This is a genomic window from Bifidobacterium sp. UTBIF-78 (assembly GCF_006408945.1).
Classification (GTDB): Bacteria; Actinomycetota; Actinomycetes; order Actinomycetales; family Bifidobacteriaceae; genus Bifidobacterium; species Bifidobacterium myosotis.
This window is the reverse complement of the sequence record NZ_JFAO01000015.1, coordinates 1-17868: the sequence shown is the minus strand read 5'-3', so window position 1 is coordinate 17868 and position 17868 is coordinate 1. Positions and strand designations below refer to the sequence as shown.

Below are 17868 nucleotides of genomic sequence, written 5' to 3'. Positions count from 1 at the left end.
GGTGATTTGCCTTGAAACACGCATGCCATATAGTGAGCCGTACTTTTGAGAAGGCCGTATGTATGCGGTCCGTAGATAGGGGAGCGTAAGTATGGCAACAGCCCAGCTGAATGTGGACGACAGCAAATACACCCTGCCGGTGGTCAAGGCCAGCGCCGGGCCGGACGGCATCGTGGTCTCCACGCTGCGCAATGACGGCTGGGTTACGCTCGACCCCGGATTCCTCACAACGGCGCAATGCGAGTCGAAGATCACGTTCATTGACGGCAAGCATTCCATCCTGCGGTACCGTGGCTATCCGATCGAGCAGCTGTGCGACCAGTCCGATTTCCTGGAGGTGGCTTGGCTGCTGCGTCACGGCGAGCTGCCGAACAAGGAGCAGTACGACCGGTTCGTCTCCGACATCAACCACCGTACGATGGTGGGCGAGGACTTCCGTACGTTCATGGGTTCGTTCCCGCGCACCGCTCATCCGATGAGCGTGCTCGCCTCCGCCATCAACGCGCTGGCCACGTTCTACCCGGACACCACGGACATCAACGATTCCGACCAGCTTGATGAGGCCGCGGTCATCATCATGGCCAAGGTCCGCACGATTGTGTCGTACATCTTCCGTCGTCGCCGTGATGAGCCGATGCTGTACCCCGATTACGCGCGCGGCTATGTGGACGATTTCCTGCGGATGTGCTTCGCGGTGCCGTACGAGCCGTTCGAATCCGACCCGCTGTATGTGCATGCGCTGGGCCGGCTGCTGATCATCCACGCCGACCATGAGCAGAACTGCTCCACATCCGTCGTGCGTATCGCCGGTTCGGCGCATGCCAACCTGTATTCCGCGATCGCCGCCGGCGTGAACGCCCTGTCCGGCCCGTTGCACGGTGGCGCGAACGAGGCGGTGCTCCGCCAGCTCAAGGCGATTCGCGACTCCGGTAAGTCCGTGGCCGAGTTCGTGCGTGAGGCCAAGGAGAACGGTCAGAAGATCTCCGGTCTGGGGCATCGCGTGTACAAGTCCTATGATCCTCGTGCCGCCATCGCGAAGCAGTATCTGGAGAAGATCATGGAGCGCGAGGACACGCAGAAGTTGCCCAGCGACGAGCGTGCGCTGTTCGACGTGGCCACCGAGCTTGAGGATATCGCTCTGCACGACGATTACTTCGTCTCACGCAACCTGTACCCGAACGTGGATTTCTACACGGGACTCATCTACCGTGCCATCGGCTTCGACCCGGCCATGTTCACCACGCTGTTCGCACTTGGCCGCATCCCCGGTTGGATTGCCCAGTACCGCGAGATGTTGGCCGATCCGAACACCAAGATCGGACGTCCGCGGCAGGTCTACACTGGCCCCGTCCAGCGTGACTACGTGCCGCTGGAGGAGCGCTAGACGCCAGTGGGGCCTCTCTTTTCAAGGAGAGGCCCCACTCATAATGGTTGCATAAGAACTGACTATGTCAGTTCTTATGCAACTTGGCGTTAAGCTCAATGCCCACCTTCCGGTAGCGGGCCTCGATACGGCCGCTGACCGAGTTGCGGATGAAGAGGATGTTGTCCTTGCCGGAAAGATCGGCGCCCTTGACCACGTCGAGTGGTTCGCCGGCGGCGGCTTTGGCCTTGTCCCAGACGGTGATCTTGGTGCCGGCTGTGACGTAGAGGCCGGCTTCGACGACGCAGTTGTCGCCCAGAGAGATGCCGATGCCGGCGTTGGCGCCGAGCAGCGAGTGCTCGCCGATGGAGTTGCGGAGCTTGCCGCCGCCGGAAAGCGTACCCATGATGGAGGCGCCGCCGCCGATATCGGAGCCGTTGCCGACCACCACGCCTTGGGAGACGCGGCCTTCGACCATGGAGACGCCAAGCGTGCCGGCGTTGAAGTTCACGAAGCCGGCGTGCATCACCGTGGTGCCTTCGGACAGGTAGGCGCCGAGACGAACGCGGTCGGCATCGCCGATGCGCACACCGGTGGGCACCACGTAGTCGATCATGCGCGGGAACTTGTCCACGCCGAAGACGTTCACGGTAGCTGCGGGGGCAGCGGCCGGCAGACCGGCCTGAGATGCGAAGGCCAGGGCGGCGTCCGTGACGGCGCGTTCCACATCCGCCTTTCTGAGCGAGAAGTCCTCCACGGCGAACGGACCGTAGTTGGTCCACACCACGTTGTTGAGCTGGGCGAAGATGCCGTCCAGATTCAAGGTGTTCGGCTTGGCTAGACGCATGCTCAGCAGGTGCAGCCTGAGGTAGGCGTCGGCGGCGTCGGCAATCGGCTCGTCCAGCTGGCTGATGGTGAACACCGGGGTACGGCGAACGCCGCGGGCATCCGCCTCGGTGCTGGCCAAGGTGCCGAAATCGTGATTCGGACGGTCGGCCTCGGCCGGTGCCGGGCCCAGCGTCAATTCGGGGTACCAGACGTCCAGAACGGTGCCGGCGGCGTCAATGCTGGCCAGACCCCATCCCCATGCGGTACGCGCTTCGCTCATGCTTGCTCCTTCGTTGTTTGTTTGCCTGCCAGGTAAGGCGGTCAATGGTTTCCACGATAGCCGCATGTCTGGTTAGACCGGCCCGAATTGCTCGGGAATGGCTTGTCTCCGTGGCGTTCGGTAAAAATTTACCGACTTGTTTGGTCGATGAGACAATAACGGGACGCGATGCCGGTCGGAATCGAGAGGAGGTGGAACATGTCGGTGGCATGCACGTTGATGGGGACGATAATGGGGACGTTGCCGTCCGCAATGACGTCGGTGATACTGGCAGCACCAGATATGATGCCGAACTCGCTGCCGATGGTTATGGCCATGCCGGTGATAGACGTTGCGATTATTGCGCTTATCGCGATAATCGCAATAATCGTGTTCGTCGCAGACCTGCCGTCAGTGGGATTGGTCTGTGGATTTGGGATCGTAGGTCCGGGCCATGCGCGTACCGGCGTCGAACAGTTTGCGTTTGAGCGAATCGGGCTCGAGAATCGTCACACGGCCGTCCCACGAATATTGCAGCGCCCACCAGAACACCGCGCGTTCCGGGGATTCCACCGTCACATCGAACTGCTTGCCGTCCGGCGATTGCATGATATGCGGGTCATCGAACCATTCGAACACGTTGTTGAGCATGGACGTATCCCGAATGCGCATGCGGATGCGTACGGGGTCGTCGGCGACGGGATAGGGCCGGTGCCTCATGAAGTTCACGGCGTCGAACCCTTCCGGCGCGGGGCGTTCCAGCGGAACCGTGCCGGTCCGTCCTTTCGTGCTCACGTTCGTGATGCGGTTGACCACGAAAATACGCAGCTTGTCCTCGCCATGGAGATGGCAGATGAGGTAGTAGCGGCCGTTTTTGTACACCATCTGGTAGGGGTCTGCGATGTAGGTGCTGCCCGCGCCGGTGCGGCTTGCATGTGGTACCAGCGTGCCGTCGGGGCCGTAGTCACGGTATTGGAAGGTCACGCCATGGCCGTCCTCGATGGCCTGGTTGAGCTGGTCGATGGTGGACAGGAATTCGCCATTGATGTGCGTGTAGGTGGCGACATGGCCGAGATAGTCGATGCCGGCTCCGGCGGCGCCGGCCAGTTCCCGGATTTTGCCCACCAGATCATCCAACGTATCCAGACTGATGCGCGACAGCGTCAGACTGTCGGCCAGAAGACGCATCTCGGCCGTGGAGAGGAAGGCGTCCATGTACCAGCCCGGCTGTGGGTCGGCGCATTCTACGCCATCCAGATCGCTCTCGTCGAGATGCCCTATGGTGCGACCGAGAAAACGGGTGGCGGCCAGCTTCCTCAACTGGTTACGCACTGTTTTCTCCGTGGGCAGTTCGCCGGGGTCGGCGTATTGGTGCATGCGCCCAAGTTCGTCGCGAATCTGGCGCACGGTCAGACCGTGACCGAAGTAGGTGTGGCGCCACAGCACCTCGAAGACGTCGAGTGCGGCGTTGCCGGCATAGGTCTTGCGCTTCGTGGCGATGTCGTCATCCATAACTCAAGGCTACCGCGTCATTCGTCTAGGATGGGAATGTTGGGCCTGTGCCGATGCGGAGGATCGAAAGGAGAGATGCCTCATGGTCAAACGGTATGGCGTATTCGGGCATGTCTCCGATGACTCGTCCGGCGACGACCTCTATGACGGTGATTCGTATGCCGTCGATGGCGGGACCAGCCGAGTCCGGCGTGGTCGTGGTGCATATGACTCCGATGACGAGGTCCTGGACGGCGGCGATTCCATGGATGTGGACGGTTACGATGCCGATTCGGAGGAATCGGGAGCCGTGTGGGGGCATCGTCTGCGCCGACGGGACCCATGGAAGTTCGGTCCGGGCGATGATGATGGTTATGCCTTTGGTGATGAGTCGGGCGAGGTGGCGTTCGGTGCCGGCGGCAGCCTTTCCTCCAAGGATGCTGTGGTGCCGTATCGTCAGGGGCGTGGCGTCTGGTTCGGCGATGGGGACGACGATGATTCGACTCCGCATGTGTCTCGACAGATACCTTTCGCCGAGTTGCGTCGTGATGTGACCACCTCGGTTTCGAACGCGGTGATGGACCGTGCTCGCGGCATCGTGCGCATGGCTGACACCCTGATGCTCGAACCCGCCTATCGGGACAACGATCGTGCCCGATATGGAGAGCTTGATGCTGTGTTGCGTGGCGTGACGAGTCCCGGCAGCCGGTACCGCACCGATGTGCAATTCGATCTGGATACCGGTGAGGTGAACGGCGGCAGCTGCACATGCCCGGCTTATGGGCGGGGCTATGGCATGTGCAAGCACATGGCGGCGCTCGCCTTGGCGTTCTGCGACGAACCGCAACGGTTCTCCGGATACCGGGCGGGGGCCGTGCGCCCATCTCGGGCCTTGCTCGCCTATATGGAGCGCATGGACAAGCGGGATGCCCGAGCCAAGTCGCGACGCAGGTCCGCGATGATGCAGCGATTGAGGGAGCACGGTGGACGGTCCGCGCATACCTCCGGAGCTTCGGGAGGCCGCGTCCGGTCGGGAACCGGTTCGGACGGGTATCGCGGCATGCCGGAGACCGTGGCTCCCGGACAGGTGCGTCTCACCCCGATACTGAGATTCATCGACGGCGTGTGGAGCGTGGAATTCAAGATCGGTTCGTCATCCAATGGGGCGGACTATGTGCTGAAATCGATTCCTCAATTCGTGACGGCGATTGTGGAAGGCTCATATGTGAGCTATGGGCAGAAACTTGCGTTCACCCATACGCCGGACATGTTCGACGCACAGTCGCGTTCGTTGCTGGGACTGTTGAAATCAGCCATCGCCATTCGTCAGGCCGCCGAACAGCAGGACCGGTACTACGGCCATATCGCCATCGACCGGCACTTGACCCTCTCGTCGGCCGAGGTCTCGGAACTGTTGGATTCCCGTGCGGGGGCCAATGTGAGGCTGGTTCTGGACACATGGTTCTCCTCCCAGCCGGCAACCGTGCCGGTGGAGGACGGGGAGACCGTGTTCACCATGCGCATTGAGCGGCGGGATTTCAAGTTGTATGGGTCGGATGCGGGATATCTGCTTATCGGCACCCCCTCGATCGAAACAGTGATCGAGGGTGCCGAGCATGTCTGGCTGTTGCTGTCGCCCCCGGAATCCGTGCCAAGGGCGGTATCAGCCATGATGGCCGAATCGCAGAGAATCAGTGCGGCAGGATGCCGGTTCGTGCGATGCCCGCAACCATTGAAGCCGCTGGCGGGACTGTTGGGCGAGCTCTTCGTTCCGGATTCGCCGGGGCAGGTCATTGCGGGGGATGACATCGCCTTGTTCGCCCGTACGCTGTTGCCCCGATTGGTGGGGGCGGGGCTGCTGGAGTCCGGCGAGCTGCCGCGGGAGTTGGTGTCGTTGCAGCCGGTGAATTGTGAGCCGCAATTCTATCTGGACCGAGATGAACATGGCGTGCAGTGCGAGGTCAAGGCCCGATACGACGATACGGTGGTGCCGTTGCTGCCGGCCGGGCCTGCCGAACCGATTCCCGGCGCAGACCGTTCGCATGCCGGTGGCGACGGTGAACCCCGCGTGGTGCTCGGACGTGATTTCGATACGGAACATCTGGCATTGGACGTGGTGCGTGAGTTCTTCACCATGCCGGATGCTCGCGCGATGATGTCCGAGACGGCGCGAAGAACGAGCAGAAGAGGACGCGGCGCGTTTTCCGGCGCTGCCTCCTCGTCCAGAGCGGCCGTTATCAACCGGGACGACACCACGCAGCTGGTTCGCCTGTTCGACGAAGGTTTGCCGGCATTGCATGACATGGGCAAGGTGTTCACCACGCCGGCCTTTGACCGGCTGGTGTCTCCCGCCACGCCCAGCGTCAAGGTGGGGCTGTCGATCAAGGGCAATCTGGTGGAGATCTCGCCCATCGCCGATGAAGTGCCGCCGGATGAGGTCGGCGCGTTGCTGGCGTCGTATCGACGCAGACAGCAGTACCACCAGCTGAAGGATGGCACGCTTGTCAAGCTCGGTGGAGCCCGGCTGGACACGTTGGACAAGCTCGCGCGTGATTTCGACCTCAGCGAGGATGACCTTAACTCCGGGTTGATCACCCTGCCTGGCGGTCAGGCGTTCCTGCTGGACGGAGAACTGCCGGATGACGGATCGGACGTGGTCAAGGACTCCTCGTTCACGGACTACATCGATGACATGAAGGTCATCGACCCACGCTCCTATGCGGTGCCGGACGGGCTCAAGGCCGTATTGCGTCCCTATCAGGTCGAGGGGTTCCAATGGCTGAGCACGCTGTGTGACAAAGGCTTCGGCGGCATCCTCGCCGATGAGATGGGATTGGGCAAGTCCGTGCAGTTGATCACGCTGCTGCTCTCCCGCTATCAGATCACCGCTTCGGCAAGCCCGTCATTGATCGTGTGCCCGGCGTCGCTGGTCTACAATTGGGCGGCCGAATTCGGCAAATTCGCGCCGGGGCTTCATGCCGTGGTGGTTGCCGGCTCCAAGTCCGAACGCCGGGCGGCCATAGCCCGTGCATTCGGTTCGGATAAGCCTACCGTGCTGATCACCTCGTACGATCTGCTTCGGCGGGACGTCGATGATTACACTGCGGTGGACGGTTCTATGGGACTGGACTCGGCGCAAGGCTGGCAGCCAGGCCAGCAGTCAAGTCAGCTATCGGTGGACGTTCAATCAGTGGACGAATCGTCGGATGCTCGGTCGTTGGATGTCCAATCGTCGGCCGCCCAGCGTCGGTTCATGGTGATGGCGTTGGATGAGGCTCAATACATCAAGAATCACACCACCAAGATCGCCAAGGCGGTGAAGTCGGTGGCTGCGGACCATCGATTCGCCTTGACCGGCACGCCGATCGAAAACCGGCTGTCCGAGTTGTGGAGCATCTTCGACTTCCTCATGCCCGGTCTGCTCGGCTCGTATAAGCGGTTCCGGGAGCGGTATGAGCTGCCCATCGCCAACGGCCGTGCGGCGGATACGACCACTGAGGAGGGGCGTGCCGCAGCACAGGTCAATCCCGAGTCGGCGAGAGTGGCGCATCGGTTGCAGTCGTTGGTGGGCGTATTCATCAAACGACGGCTCAAAACGCAGGTGCTTACCGATCTGCCGGACAAGATGGAAACCGTGCTGACCGTGCAGCTGGAAGGCGAGCAGCGTAAGCTCTACGCCGCCCACGAGCAGCGTCTCCGGATGCAGCTCGAACATAGCGATCAGAACGACTTCAACACCTCGAAGATTCGTATTCTCGCCGAACTGACACGACTGCGCCAGATTTGCTGCGATCCACGGCTGCTCTACGCGGATGCCAAGAATCAGTCGGCCAAGCTGGCCGCCATCGTCGAACTGGTGGAAACCTGCATGAATGAGGGCAAGAAGGCGTTGGTCTTCTCGCAGTTCACCAGTTTCCTGGGGCTTATCGCCCAGCGGTTCGATACGCAGGGGCTGCGGTACTACACCATCACCGGTTCCACGCCCAAAAAGCAGCGCCTCGAACTGGTGGACCGATTCAACGCGGACGACACTCCTGCCTTCCTGATCTCGCTGAAGGCAGGCAACACGGGCCTGAATCTGACCGGTGCGAGCGTGGTGATCCACGCCGATCCGTGGTGGAACGCCGCAGCGCAGGAGCAGGCCACCGACCGTGCCCACCGCATCGGCCAAACCCAGGATGTCAACGTGTATCAGGTGGTGGCCAAGGACACCATCGAGGAGCGCATCCTCGAACTGCAGCACACCAAGAGCGAACTCGCCCGGCAGTTCACCGATCCGTCGTTCGCCCTGGAATCGAACGCCGAAGCGGCACCCGCTTCCATCGCCACCCTGACCAGGGACGATCTGCTCGATCTGCTGGGATGATGAGGTCGCGCAGTATGACTATTGGCTATCTGATGGTGTGAGATTGTGCGGCTGTGTGATTATTACGGCCGCACAGCCCGCTCACAAGATCTGTTCCATGCCGATGCGGTACGGGGTCAGTCCCATATGCTCGTAGAAGGCCTGCGCACCGGGATTGCACGACCAGACGTTGAGCGTCACGTTGTAGCATCCCGATCGCCGTGCGAAATCAAGCATGTAGCGATAGAGCGCGGACCCCACATGCGTGCCGCGCGCCTGTTCGTCCACGCACAGGTCGTCGATATACAGGGTCTTGATATCCGTGAGCACATGGTTGTTCGGATGCTGCTGGAAGATGCAGAACGCGTAGCCCACCACCCGGCCGTCGGCGTCGACTGCCACGAAGACCGGTCGGGAATCATCGGCCAGGATACCGGCCAGTTCATCATCGGTGTATTTCTTGGCGCCGCCCTTGAACAGGTCCGGACGGCCCTGGTGATGCACCTCGGCCACCTGGAACAGCAGATCGTCAATCCGGGGCATGTCGGCCGTCGTGGCCTGACGAATCGTCATATCGCTCATAACCGGGATTATAGAGCCAACGGCATTCTGCATGATCCGCCCGGTTGAGACGCACGGTAGTGTGGGGGACGTGAATCGCAGGAAACAGCAGTCGGAGAAATACGAGAGGGGCACCCGTTCCTATACCATGTCGCACATCCGCGGCAAGGACACCTCGATCGAGGTGCTGGTGCGCAGCTACCTGTTCCGGCGTGGCCTGCGATTTCGGAAGAATGACAAGCGGTATCCGGGCCACCCGGACGTGGTACTGCCCAAATACCGCACCGTCGTGTTCGTCAACGGATGCTTCTGGCACATGCACGAGGGGTGCGCGAAACACTCCATGCCCAAATCGAACGTGGAATTCTGGCAAGCCAAGCTCATGCGCAACCATGAACGGGACCTTGCACAACATGCCGCGCTGGAGACGGCTGGCTGGCGGGTGATCACCGTATGGGAATGCGAATTGACGAAAGCCGCACGGGCGGACAGGCTCGCGCGGCTGTATGACCAGATCGTCGGAGACGCTGAAAACGTCGAAGCTCCCGAAAACGTCAAAGACCTCGAAACACCCGAACGCGCCGAAAACGCCGGAGTTTCCAGAGACTCCGAGCGCGCCGAAAACGTAGGAGGCCCAGCAGGCCCCGAAAACGCAGGAGGCACCGAAGACCCCGAAGACGGGCGGCGGCTCACCGCTCAAACGGGAACTTCAGACCCCAACGGTCGCGAATCGTATCCATGAGCTCCATGATGCGGATGGTGTCCGCATGGGGCATCGCCGAGCATTCGATCTTGCCGTCCAGCAGCGCTTCGGCGGCGTCCGCCACCTCGTACTCATAACCGGTCAGTTGCGCGGGAACATCAACGTGGCGTACCAGCCGGTGGTCGCCGTCGTATACGTCGATGCCTTCGGGGTTGTTGATGTTCCGCACCACCAGATAGCCCTCGGTGCCCCAGACATAGCCGCCGCGATCGGAGGCCACCAGCATCGAGCTGGAGGACACGGCCATCGTGCCGTCGTCGTAGTACAGCGTGGTGGAATTCTGCGCGTCCACGCCGGTCTCCCATGGCGTCATCGAGGTGTCGAAGCGATCGAGCGTGCGCCCGTGTTCGGAGCCCACGGCCATGTCAAGGAAGTTCAGCGGATAGACGCCCACGTCCAGGAGCGCGCCGCCCGCGCAGGCCGGATCGGTCATGCGCGCCTTGTCGGCCACCGGATAGCACAGGTTGGCGCTCGCCGACCTGACTTCGCCGATTTCACCGGAATCGATGATGCCGTTGATCAGGGACCGGCTGGGCATGTACCGCGTCCAGATGGCCTCGGTGCACAGCAGGCCGGTCTCCTTGGCTACGGCCAGCGCCTCGCGGGCCTGTGCCGCATTGGCGGTGAACGACTTCTCCACCAGCACGTTCTTGCCGGCCCTCATGCATAGGATCGCCTGCTCGGCATGCAGGCTGTGCGGAGTGGCGATATACACCAGATCCACGTCCGGGTCCTCGACCAGCTCCTCATATGAGCCGTACGACTTATCCAGGTTCCACTGGTCCGCGAACGCTCGCGCGCGGTCCGCGTCACGCGCGGCCACCGCATACGGGTGAATCCATGAAGCGTAACGGGAGTCCCCGGCCATCCTGGACAGGGTAGCGGCCATGGTGTGGGCGATGCGTCCAGCACCCAGGATCGCGACGTTGATTCGCGCTCCACTGGACTCGAATTCGGCGCGTCTGCCATTGAACCTGCTCATGTGTTCCTCCTTGAATGTCGGGATGGCTACCGGAATTGAATGCCGGGATCATCGGTTCCGATTATTGGTTCAATCAATTGACCTACCCACTGATGATTATAGGGGAATTGATGATAGGAGGGTCAGGGGAGGGGATTGCCGCTGGTCTTGCTGTGAACCGTGCTGCGCGTATTGTGGGCGTCGTCGCGGGTCGTATCGTGACCCTTGCTGCGCTTGCGGCGGACTTCGCCGTACCCGGCCGTGGACCTTGTCCCAACAGGCGGATAGAACCGAGATATGGAAAACGAAGCAGTGCAGCAGCTCCCGGTCATGTCCCGCCGTGCGCGCGAGATCAATCCCTTCCGCGCCATGGTGTTCGGCGAGAAGGCGGACACCATGATCGCCCACGGCATCAGCGTCATCAAGTTGAGTCTTGGCGAGCCGGATTTCGGTGCGCCGCCCGCCGTGCGCGACGCCATGCGCGAGCAGTACGACGGCCGCGCGCTGCCGTACACCGCGGCCATGGGCCTGCCCGAACTGCGTCAGGCCATCGCCGATTTCTACCGCGAACGGCATGACCTCGACATCGATCCCAAACGCATCTGCGTCACCGCCGGCGGTTCGGCGGCCCTACTGCTCGCCACCGCCCTCACCGTGGATACCGGTGACGATGTGATCGTGGCCGACCCATCCTATCCGTGCAACCGCGAGCTGGTGCGTTCGTTCGAGGGCAACGTGATCGACGTCCCCACTTCAGCGGCCACACGGTTCCACCTCAATGCCGAGCTGTGCAGGCGGTATTGGACGGACAGGACCAAGGCCGTGATGATCACCTCGCCATCGAACCCCACCGGCACCACCATCGATTTCGCCGTACTGGACGAGGTCTGCCGTCTGGCCGCCGAACGCCGCGCCTGGCGCATCGTGGACGAGACCTACCTCGATCTCGCCGATCGCGAACCGGACGGCACCGAGGTCAGGTCCGTGCTCGCCTGCGATCCGGGCGCCATCGTATGCAACAGCTTCTCCAAGTTCTTCGGCATGACCGGCTGGCGGCTCGGCTGGGCGATTCTGCCGGACGACCCCACCGTGCTTGAGGCGGTGGATGATCTGGCCACCAATTATTACCTGTGTGCGCACACGCCAACCCAGCACGCGGCGCTTGCCTGCTTCACCGAGGAAAGCCTTGCGGAGTGCGAGGCCCGACGGCGGGAGCTGCTGGCCCGTCGCCGCATCGTCATCGATGGCCTCAAGCGCATCGGCCTGCCGGTCGAGGTGGAGCCGAACGGCGCGTTCTACGCCTATTTCAACATCGAACGCACCGGATTGGATGCGTGGACGTTCTGCGAGCGAGCGTTGGACGAGGCCCATGTGGCGTTGACGCCTGGCCGTGACTTCGGCGCCGCCACGGCGGATACGCATGTGCGTCTGAGCTATGCGGCCTCGCGCGAGGCGCTCACCGAGGGGCTGGAGCGCCTCGGCCGGTTCGTCGCGCAGCTCGTCTGAAAGGAGGGCATCGACGGAGCCTTGCTAGGCCGGGTTCGGCGGCGGTGCGGAACCGCTCGGGCCGTCCGCGCCGTTGGTAGGTGCTAAGGTCAAGGATTATGGTCAATTTGCGTTCCCACACCACGCGACTCGGTGTGCTCGATATCGGTTCCAACACCATCCATATGCTCATCGTGGACGCCGCTCCCGGCGCGCGCCCCGATCCGGAGGCCAGCACCAAATCCACCGTGCGACTGATGAAGTACCTCAAGGAGGACGGCTCCATCAAGAAGGCCGGCGTCGAGGCGATTCTCGAGGCCGTCGACCAGTGCATGAGGCTTGCCGAGGAGTATGAGATCACCCAGCTGCTGGCCATGGCCACGTCAGCGCTGCGGGAGGCACCGAACGGCAACAAGGTGATTCACAAGATCGAGGAGCGCATCGGTCAGGGTGTCACCGTGCTGTCCGGTACCGACGAGGCCCGTCTGACCTTCCTCGCCGCGCGACGCTGGTATGGCTGGGACGCCGGACGGTTGCTCGTGCTGGACATCGGCGGCGGATCGCTTGAGGTGGCGATGGGCTCCGACGAGGAGCCTACCGTGGCCCTGTCCGTGCCGGCCGGCGCCGGACGCGTCACCACCGAGTTCCTTCCCACGGGCGTCGCCACGCCGGAGGAGCTGGAGGAGGTGCGCAAGGGCGTGCGCGGCATTCTGGAGCCGATGGTCAAGGTGTTCCCGCAGTCCAAGCACCCGAATCATGCGGTGGGTACATCCAAGACCTTCCGCTCACTGGCACGCCTGTGCGGTGCCGTGATTCGCCAGCCCGGCCGCGAGGATACGTGGTTCATGACCCGCGAGCAGCTTGAGGATTGGATTCCCCGTCTTGCGGCGATTGCGCCCGAGCAGCGCGTCGCCCTGCCCGGCATCACCCCGGAACGCACGATGCAGATCGTGGGCGGCGCCGTCGTGGCCGACGAGATCATGAAGGCACTCAACATCCAAGAGGTCGAGATTTGCCCGTGGGCCCTGCGCGAAGGCGCAATCCTACGCTGGCTCGACCAGTTCGGCCGCACCCGTCTGGGCTTCTGATTGATGGCGGGCTTCTGGCGTGGGGCGCTATGGTGTCGCTACCGCGTCACATCCACGGTAGCCAGCAGCGCGGCGTGGTCGGAACCCTCCACCTGCACCACTTTGCACTGGCCGGCCGTCATGCCCTGATCCAGCACCACATGGTCGATGCCGGCGAACATCGGTATGCCGGTGCGGTTCGTCGGCCATGAGAACGTGAACCCGTGACCGGATTCGCGTGTGGCGTCCCGGAACCGGTCGCCCAGGAACTCGCGGAACGGCGTGTGGTCGTACGTGGCGTTGAAATCGCCCATGAATATGTAGCGGACGTCGGTGTGCCCGCGCATCAGCCCCAGTTCGTCCAGGGAGCGCTTCCATTTGCGCCAGTGTCCCGGTACCGGCGCCGTGGTGTGCACGGAGACGAATCGAATCTGATTGCCGCCCAGATCCACCGTGCCGCCGGGCATGAACGATGCACTGGAGTTCACATCGTCATCGGCCGGCTCGGTCAGCGGTGTGGCCGACCACAGGCCGTTGCCGAACACACCGTCGGACGAGGAGACCTGCGAATACGGCAGGTAATGCTCGATGCCGGCCTGCTTGAGCCGTTTGACGAAGTCATCGGTGGTTTCCTGCAACGCCAGCACCTCCACGCGCTGGTCGCTCACCAGATTCACGATGGCCTGCGGGTCGGCCTGCCCCTTGTACACGTTGAAGGTCATCACGCGGGCGAACCCGTCGGTGGTGTCCGGTTCGGCCGCGGCCACCGCGTTCTGCGCAGCCTGCACCAGTGGCGTGGGGGAGTAGAAGAACGGGTACTGCCAGTAGCCGTTCAATCCGATCGCGGCGATGGCGATCAGTGCGGCGACCACGCGGCGCGAGACGATTGCCGCCAACAGTGCGAGCAGTGCGATCAGCGCGAACCACGGGGTGGCGGACACGACGACCGGTACATACGGCAGTTCCTGCAAATCGCCCGGCAGCGCGCGCAGTGCGGTGCAGATCAGGGCCGCAAATGCGCATAGTCCCGCCAGTAATCCCAGAATCCGATGGGGCTTGCGGGTGGTTTTGGCGTTGCCGCCGCGTGCGGATGATGGTGTTCGAGGCGACCGGGAAGCGGGACGTCCGGCGGCGCGGCCGTTTCCCGAAGCGCCGTTCGCTGTGGCCCGTTTCGTCATATCGATTCCCTTCGGTGTGTCTCGGCTGGTTCGTTGCATCTTGGCTTAATGAGCGCCGGTATGGTCCGATGCCCGTCGTTTGGCTTGGCTGAGTCGGCTTGGTTTAGTCGACTTGGCCCGGTCCGGCATAGTCGGCCCGGCATGGCTCGGCATATGCGTTGTCACTGTACCGTGCAGGCCTTGCGGATCGGCCGTATTCCGGCGGCATCGGCTTGAGTTCGCACATAACCGGCACAAGGTGTTCGATACGGTCGCGCCGGTTTCGCGACGTCGCTCGGCCATATGCGGCGAGCTTGGGGCACGGGCCGTGTACAATGGAACGTCGTTGCCCGGGTAGCTCAGTGGATAGAGCACCGCTCTCCTAAAGCGGGTGTCGTCGGTTCGAATCCGATCTCGGGCACTGCGTCGGTCTGTCGCCGTGCAGTGATGCTCGGGGCATGCGTGGAGAACCGGGCTGTTCTGCCCTGCGTGAAGTGCCGCGGGGCTATTCATGCCGTTCCTCCAATGGCAGTACGGCAGGCAATCCGTCATATGAACCGTGGAGACATGCGGAAGGCGCATGCGGATAGTCTTGGACGCATGGCTATCGAATACACGGAAGACAAACGATTCACGGTCGATCAGGCACAGGCGTTGTTCCGTTCGGTCGGATGGGAATCGGCGAACTACCCGGACCGTCTGTTCAAAGCGCTCCTGCATTCGGACACGGTCATCAGCGCATGGGACGGGGAACATCTGGTGGGGCTGGTGCGTGTGTTGGACGATACCGAAATGGTGGCGTACATGCACTGGGTGCTGGTGGACCCGGCATACCATGGCCATGGCGTCGGTGGTCATCTGGTGGAGATGGTCAAGACCAAGTACCACGATTACCTGTTCCTTGAGGTCATGCCCGAGGAGAGCAAGAACGCGCCGTTCTATCAGCGTCATGGATTCCACCTCATGGAGGATGGTCGTGCCATGCAGATCGTCAATCGTGGGTGATTGCCGGGCATTATGCGACGAGACCGTGGAACACGCCCGAAATTGTTCACATGGTGATATCTTGTCCATACACCGAACTAAGCATGCGGTGCTCGTCGGTGCTGCGGTATGACTGGAAGCCATGAGCGATAAGGATTATGACTATTACGTTGCCGGTCCGTTCTTCGATCCCGAGCAGACGGCGAGTATGGAACGTCTGGAGAAGGTGCTGGAAGAGCATGGCCGCAAGCTGTTCAAGCCTCGGTTCGCCAGCCAGATCGAGGATGTCGGGCCGGAGGGGTGCTTCGCTGACGATATCCGTGGCATCAACAGTTCCCGGGCGGTGATCGCCAACCTCATGGACGAGGACCCCGGCACGATGTTCGAAATCGGATACGCCTATGCGTTGGGTCTGCCGGTGTACGGCTACTTCGAGAACCTCACGCCGATGGATCGCGTGAACCTGATGGTGGCGCAGGCGGTCAAGATGGTGTTTGCCGGTCCTGAGGACGTGGCGAAATTCCTGGAGACCGGAGAACACGAGGAAGTCGACTATATCCAGTTCTGATGGCGGAGCCGGATCGTCGGTTCTGGCAGGTTCTGGCATCGGAGCCGACGAAGGAGCCGATGCCGGAACCGATGGAGATCTGCCCGGCGTCCGGCTCTGGTTGGTTGCCCATTGGCTGCCCATATTGTCGAGGGTGTGTGGCCATTTGTATCATCGATGCGGTTACATAGATGTATGACCGAAAACATCGCTGATGTGGCAATGAATGAGACCACGATTGTCAAGCAGTTCACCAACCCTGTCAAGGAGCCGATCGACAGCGATATCAATCTGTTCGATTTGCTCGACCGACGTGCCAAGCGCGATCCGGAAGGCGCCATGATCGAATACAAAGGCGAGGATGGCGCATGGCATCCGTACAGCGCCCAGGTGTTCCGTGACATGGTCATCGGCTTGGCCAAGGGTCTGATCGGGCTGGGCGTCAAGAAGGGCGATGCGGTGGCCATCGTGTCCCGTACCCGGTGGGAATGGGCGGCCTTGGATGTCGCTATCATGTCCATCGGCGCGCTCACCGTGCCGGTGTACGAGACCAACTCCGCCAGCCAGGTCAGCTGGATTTTCAACGACTCGCAGGTGACCATCGCCATTGCGGAGGATGATGGCCAGCGCGACAAGATCGAATCCGTGCGTGACGAGGTGCCGACCCTGCGCAACGTGTTCGTGATCGAGGCCGGAGGCCTTGGCGCCATCAAGACCTATGGCGAGAGCGTGACCGACGCGGAATTCTGGGAGTACAAGGAGGCGTCGCATGGCGATGACCTCGCCACCATCGTCTACACGTCCGGCTCCACTGGCACGCCGAAGGGCGTGGAGCTCAGTCACGGCAACTTCGCGTTCCTCGTGCTGTCCGCACTGCAGTACATGCCGCGCGCCGGCGCATGGCCCGACCGCCGACTGCTGCTGTTCCTGCCGTTGAGCCATGTGTTCGCCCGGTTCATGGAGTTCTTCAGCTTCGCCGGTACCATTTCCTTGGCGTTGAGCTCCAACATGAAGACCATGGTCAAGGACTTCGAGACCTTCGGTCCCACGCTGCTGCTCGCTGTGCCGCGTGTGTACGAGAAGGTGTACAACGCCGCATCCCAGCGTGCCGGTACCGGGTTCGCCGGCAAGATGTTCGCCCGTGCCGCCGAGAACGCCCGTGCATGGTCCAAGGCCGAGCAGCGTGGCGAGAAGCTTCCGCTGGCCGGCCGCATCGCCCACGCCTTCTACGAGCAGGTGGTGTACAAGAAGATTCGCACCATTTTCGGGCCGAACGCCGATTTCGCCATCACTGGTGGCGCGCCCATGGATTCCGAGCTCTCCCACTTCTTCAACGGCATCGGCATGCCGGTGCTTGAGGGCTATGGTATGACCGAAACCTGCGGTCCGGTGTGCGTGAGCCTGCCGGAGAACAACCACATCGGCACGATCGGCATGCCGATGTGCGGCATCACGGCGGGCATCGCCGAGGACGGCGAGCTGGTGGTCAAGGGGCCGCTGGTGTGCAAGGGCTACCACAACAACCCCGAGGTCACCGAGCAGCAGATCACCGACGGCTGGCTGCACACCGGCGATCTGGGCGACATCGATGAGGAGGGGTTCATCTCCATCACCGGTCGCAAGAAGGACCTCATCATCACCGCCGGAGGCAAGAACGTGTCGCCGGGTCTGCTGGAGGCTTCCGTGATGACCTCGCCGGTGGTGAACCAGTGCCTCGTCATCGGAGACAAGAAGCCGTTCGTTGCCGCCCTGGTAACGCTGGACTTCGCCGACGCCAATGCGTGGCTGGAGGCGCAGGGTGCCAAGCCGGAACCGAATCTGGCCGCACTGGCCGGCAACGCGATCGTGCATGCCGAAGTTGAGCGTGCGGTGAACGCGGCCAACGAAGGCGTCTCGCGCGCCGAATCCATCCGCAAGTTCGAGATCCTTCCGGATGAGTTCACCGAGGCCAATGGCATGCTCACCCCGAGCCTCAAGACCCGTCGCGCGCAGATCGTCAAGCACTACCAGGAGCTCATCGACAACGTCATCTACGTCCCGCTGAAGAAGTAACGGCC

General features: G+C 62.2%; 13 protein-coding genes, 1 tRNA gene and 1 pseudogene. 9 read left to right on the top strand and 6 right to left on the bottom strand.

The features are described from left to right. The first annotated feature begins 91 nt into the window (after positions 1–91). Positions 92–1384 (top strand): citrate synthase, encoded by a 1293-nt coding sequence (locus BG22_RS03990; RefSeq protein ID WP_094666911.1) that lies wholly within the window; start codon positions 92–94, stop codon positions 1382–1384. Between the two features lie 67 nt (positions 1385–1451). Here BG22_RS03990 and dapD read toward each other — a convergent pair whose 3' ends face one another. From dapD to BG22_RS03975, 3 genes are all read right to left on the bottom strand, one after another. Next, positions 1452–2471, bottom strand: a complete 1020-nt coding sequence (dapD, locus tag BG22_RS03985) for a 2,3,4,5-tetrahydropyridine-2,6-dicarboxylate N-succinyltransferase (protein WP_094666910.1) — start codon at positions 2469–2471, stop codon at positions 1452–1454. Positions 2472–2599: 128 nt separating this feature from the next. Beyond that, positions 2600–2788 (bottom strand): hypothetical protein, encoded by a 189-nt coding sequence (locus BG22_RS03980; protein ID WP_094666909.1) that lies wholly within the window; start codon positions 2786–2788, stop codon positions 2600–2602. A gap of 73 nt (positions 2789–2861) precedes the next feature. After that, positions 2862–3962 (bottom strand): YafY family protein, encoded by a 1101-nt coding sequence (locus BG22_RS03975; RefSeq protein WP_094666908.1) that lies wholly within the window; start codon positions 3960–3962, stop codon positions 2862–2864. Positions 3963–4044: 82 nt separating this feature from the next. Between BG22_RS03975 and BG22_RS03970 the strand changes: the two genes are divergently transcribed. Continuing rightward, positions 4045–8307: a DEAD/DEAH box helicase gene (locus BG22_RS03970; protein ID WP_140493474.1), complete on the top strand. Its 4263-nt coding sequence runs from the start codon at positions 4045–4047 to the stop codon at positions 8305–8307. A gap of 81 nt (positions 8308–8388) precedes the next feature. Here BG22_RS03970 and BG22_RS03965 read toward each other — a convergent pair whose 3' ends face one another. Then, positions 8389–8868: a GNAT family N-acetyltransferase gene (locus BG22_RS03965; RefSeq protein ID WP_140493471.1), complete on the bottom strand. Its 480-nt coding sequence runs from the start codon at positions 8866–8868 to the stop codon at positions 8389–8391. Between the two features lie 70 nt (positions 8869–8938). Between BG22_RS03965 and BG22_RS03960 the strand changes: the two are divergent. Beyond that, positions 8939–9388 (top strand): annotated as a pseudogene (locus BG22_RS03960) (very short patch repair endonuclease); the annotation flags it as partial. Between the two features lie 148 nt (positions 9389–9536). Here the strand turns inward: BG22_RS03960 and BG22_RS03955 are convergent. Further along, a complete protein-coding gene (locus tag BG22_RS03955) occupies positions 9537–10592 on the bottom strand; it encodes a Gfo/Idh/MocA family protein (RefSeq protein WP_140493468.1) in 1056 nt (351 codons plus the stop codon). A gap of 276 nt (positions 10593–10868) precedes the next feature. Between BG22_RS03955 and BG22_RS03950 the strand changes: the two genes are divergently transcribed. After that, positions 10869–12077: a pyridoxal phosphate-dependent aminotransferase gene (locus BG22_RS03950; protein WP_140493465.1), complete on the top strand. Its 1209-nt coding sequence runs from the start codon at positions 10869–10871 to the stop codon at positions 12075–12077. A 98-nt stretch (positions 12078–12175) separates the two neighbouring features. Further along, positions 12176–13144: a Ppx/GppA phosphatase family protein gene (locus tag BG22_RS03945; RefSeq protein WP_140493462.1), complete on the top strand. Its 969-nt coding sequence runs from the start codon at positions 12176–12178 to the stop codon at positions 13142–13144. 38 nt (positions 13145–13182) lie between these two features. Here the strand turns inward: BG22_RS03945 and BG22_RS03940 are convergent, their stop codons facing one another. Further along, positions 13183–14301 carry an endonuclease/exonuclease/phosphatase family protein gene (locus tag BG22_RS03940; protein ID WP_140493459.1) on the bottom strand — a complete coding sequence of 373 codons (1119 nt, stop codon included), beginning with the start codon at positions 14299–14301 and terminating at the stop codon, positions 13183–13185. A gap of 327 nt (positions 14302–14628) precedes the next feature. On the opposite strand from BG22_RS03940, the gene BG22_RS03935 reads away from it, so the two are divergent. The 4 genes from BG22_RS03935 to BG22_RS03920 all read left to right on the top strand — a co-directional run bounded on the left by BG22_RS03935 (position 14629) and on the right by BG22_RS03920 (position 17863). Then, positions 14629–14701, top strand: a tRNA-Arg gene (locus BG22_RS03935). A 179-nt stretch (positions 14702–14880) separates the two neighbouring features. Beyond that, the gene (locus BG22_RS03930) at positions 14881–15285 is read left to right on the top strand and encodes a GNAT family N-acetyltransferase (RefSeq protein ID WP_181163363.1); all 405 of its coding nucleotides are present in this window, start codon (positions 14881–14883) and stop codon (positions 15283–15285) included. A 121-nt stretch (positions 15286–15406) separates the two neighbouring features. Further along, on the top strand, positions 15407–15832 hold the full coding sequence (locus BG22_RS03925) for a nucleoside 2-deoxyribosyltransferase (RefSeq protein ID WP_140493452.1): 426 nt from the start codon (positions 15407–15409) through the stop codon (positions 15830–15832). 174 nt (positions 15833–16006) lie between these two features. After that, complete coding sequence (locus tag BG22_RS03920) at positions 16007–17863, top strand: long-chain fatty acid--CoA ligase (protein ID WP_140493449.1); 1857 nt, start codon at positions 16007–16009, stop codon at positions 17861–17863. The last annotated feature ends 5 nt before the right edge of the window (positions 17864–17868 follow it).

Excerpts from the sequence above, each read along its gene's own strand:
- BG22_RS03990 (WP_094666911.1), top strand. The coding sequence starts at position 92 with ATGGCAACAGCCCAGCTGAATGTGGACGACAGCAAATACACCCTGCCG.
- BG22_RS03945 (WP_140493462.1), top strand. The coding sequence starts at position 12,176 with ATGGTCAATTTGCGTTCCCACACCACGCGACTCGGTGTGCTCGATATC.
- BG22_RS03930 (WP_181163363.1), top strand. The coding sequence starts at position 14,881 with ATGGCTATCGAATACACGGAAGACAAACGATTCACGGTCGATCAGGCA.
- BG22_RS03965 (WP_140493471.1), bottom strand. The coding sequence starts at position 8,868 with ATGAGCGATATGACGATTCGTCAGGCCACGACGGCCGACATGCCCCGG.
- BG22_RS03920 (WP_140493449.1), top strand. The coding sequence starts at position 16,007 with ATGACCGAAAACATCGCTGATGTGGCAATGAATGAGACCACGATTGTC.
- BG22_RS03980 (WP_094666909.1), bottom strand. The coding sequence starts at position 2,788 with ATGGCCATAACCATCGGCAGCGAGTTCGGCATCATATCTGGTGCTGCC.
- dapD (WP_094666910.1), bottom strand. The coding sequence starts at position 2,471 with ATGAGCGAAGCGCGTACCGCATGGGGATGGGGTCTGGCCAGCATTGAC.
- BG22_RS03975 (WP_094666908.1), bottom strand. The coding sequence starts at position 3,962 with ATGGATGACGACATCGCCACGAAGCGCAAGACCTATGCCGGCAACGCC.
- BG22_RS03955 (WP_140493468.1), bottom strand. The coding sequence starts at position 10,592 with ATGAGCAGGTTCAATGGCAGACGCGCCGAATTCGAGTCCAGTGGAGCG.
- BG22_RS03950 (WP_140493465.1), top strand. The coding sequence starts at position 10,869 with ATGGAAAACGAAGCAGTGCAGCAGCTCCCGGTCATGTCCCGCCGTGCG.
- BG22_RS03940 (WP_140493459.1), bottom strand. The coding sequence starts at position 14,301 with ATGACGAAACGGGCCACAGCGAACGGCGCTTCGGGAAACGGCCGCGCC.
- BG22_RS03970 (WP_140493474.1), top strand. The coding sequence starts at position 4,045 with ATGGTCAAACGGTATGGCGTATTCGGGCATGTCTCCGATGACTCGTCC.
- BG22_RS03925 (WP_140493452.1), top strand. The coding sequence starts at position 15,407 with ATGAGCGATAAGGATTATGACTATTACGTTGCCGGTCCGTTCTTCGAT.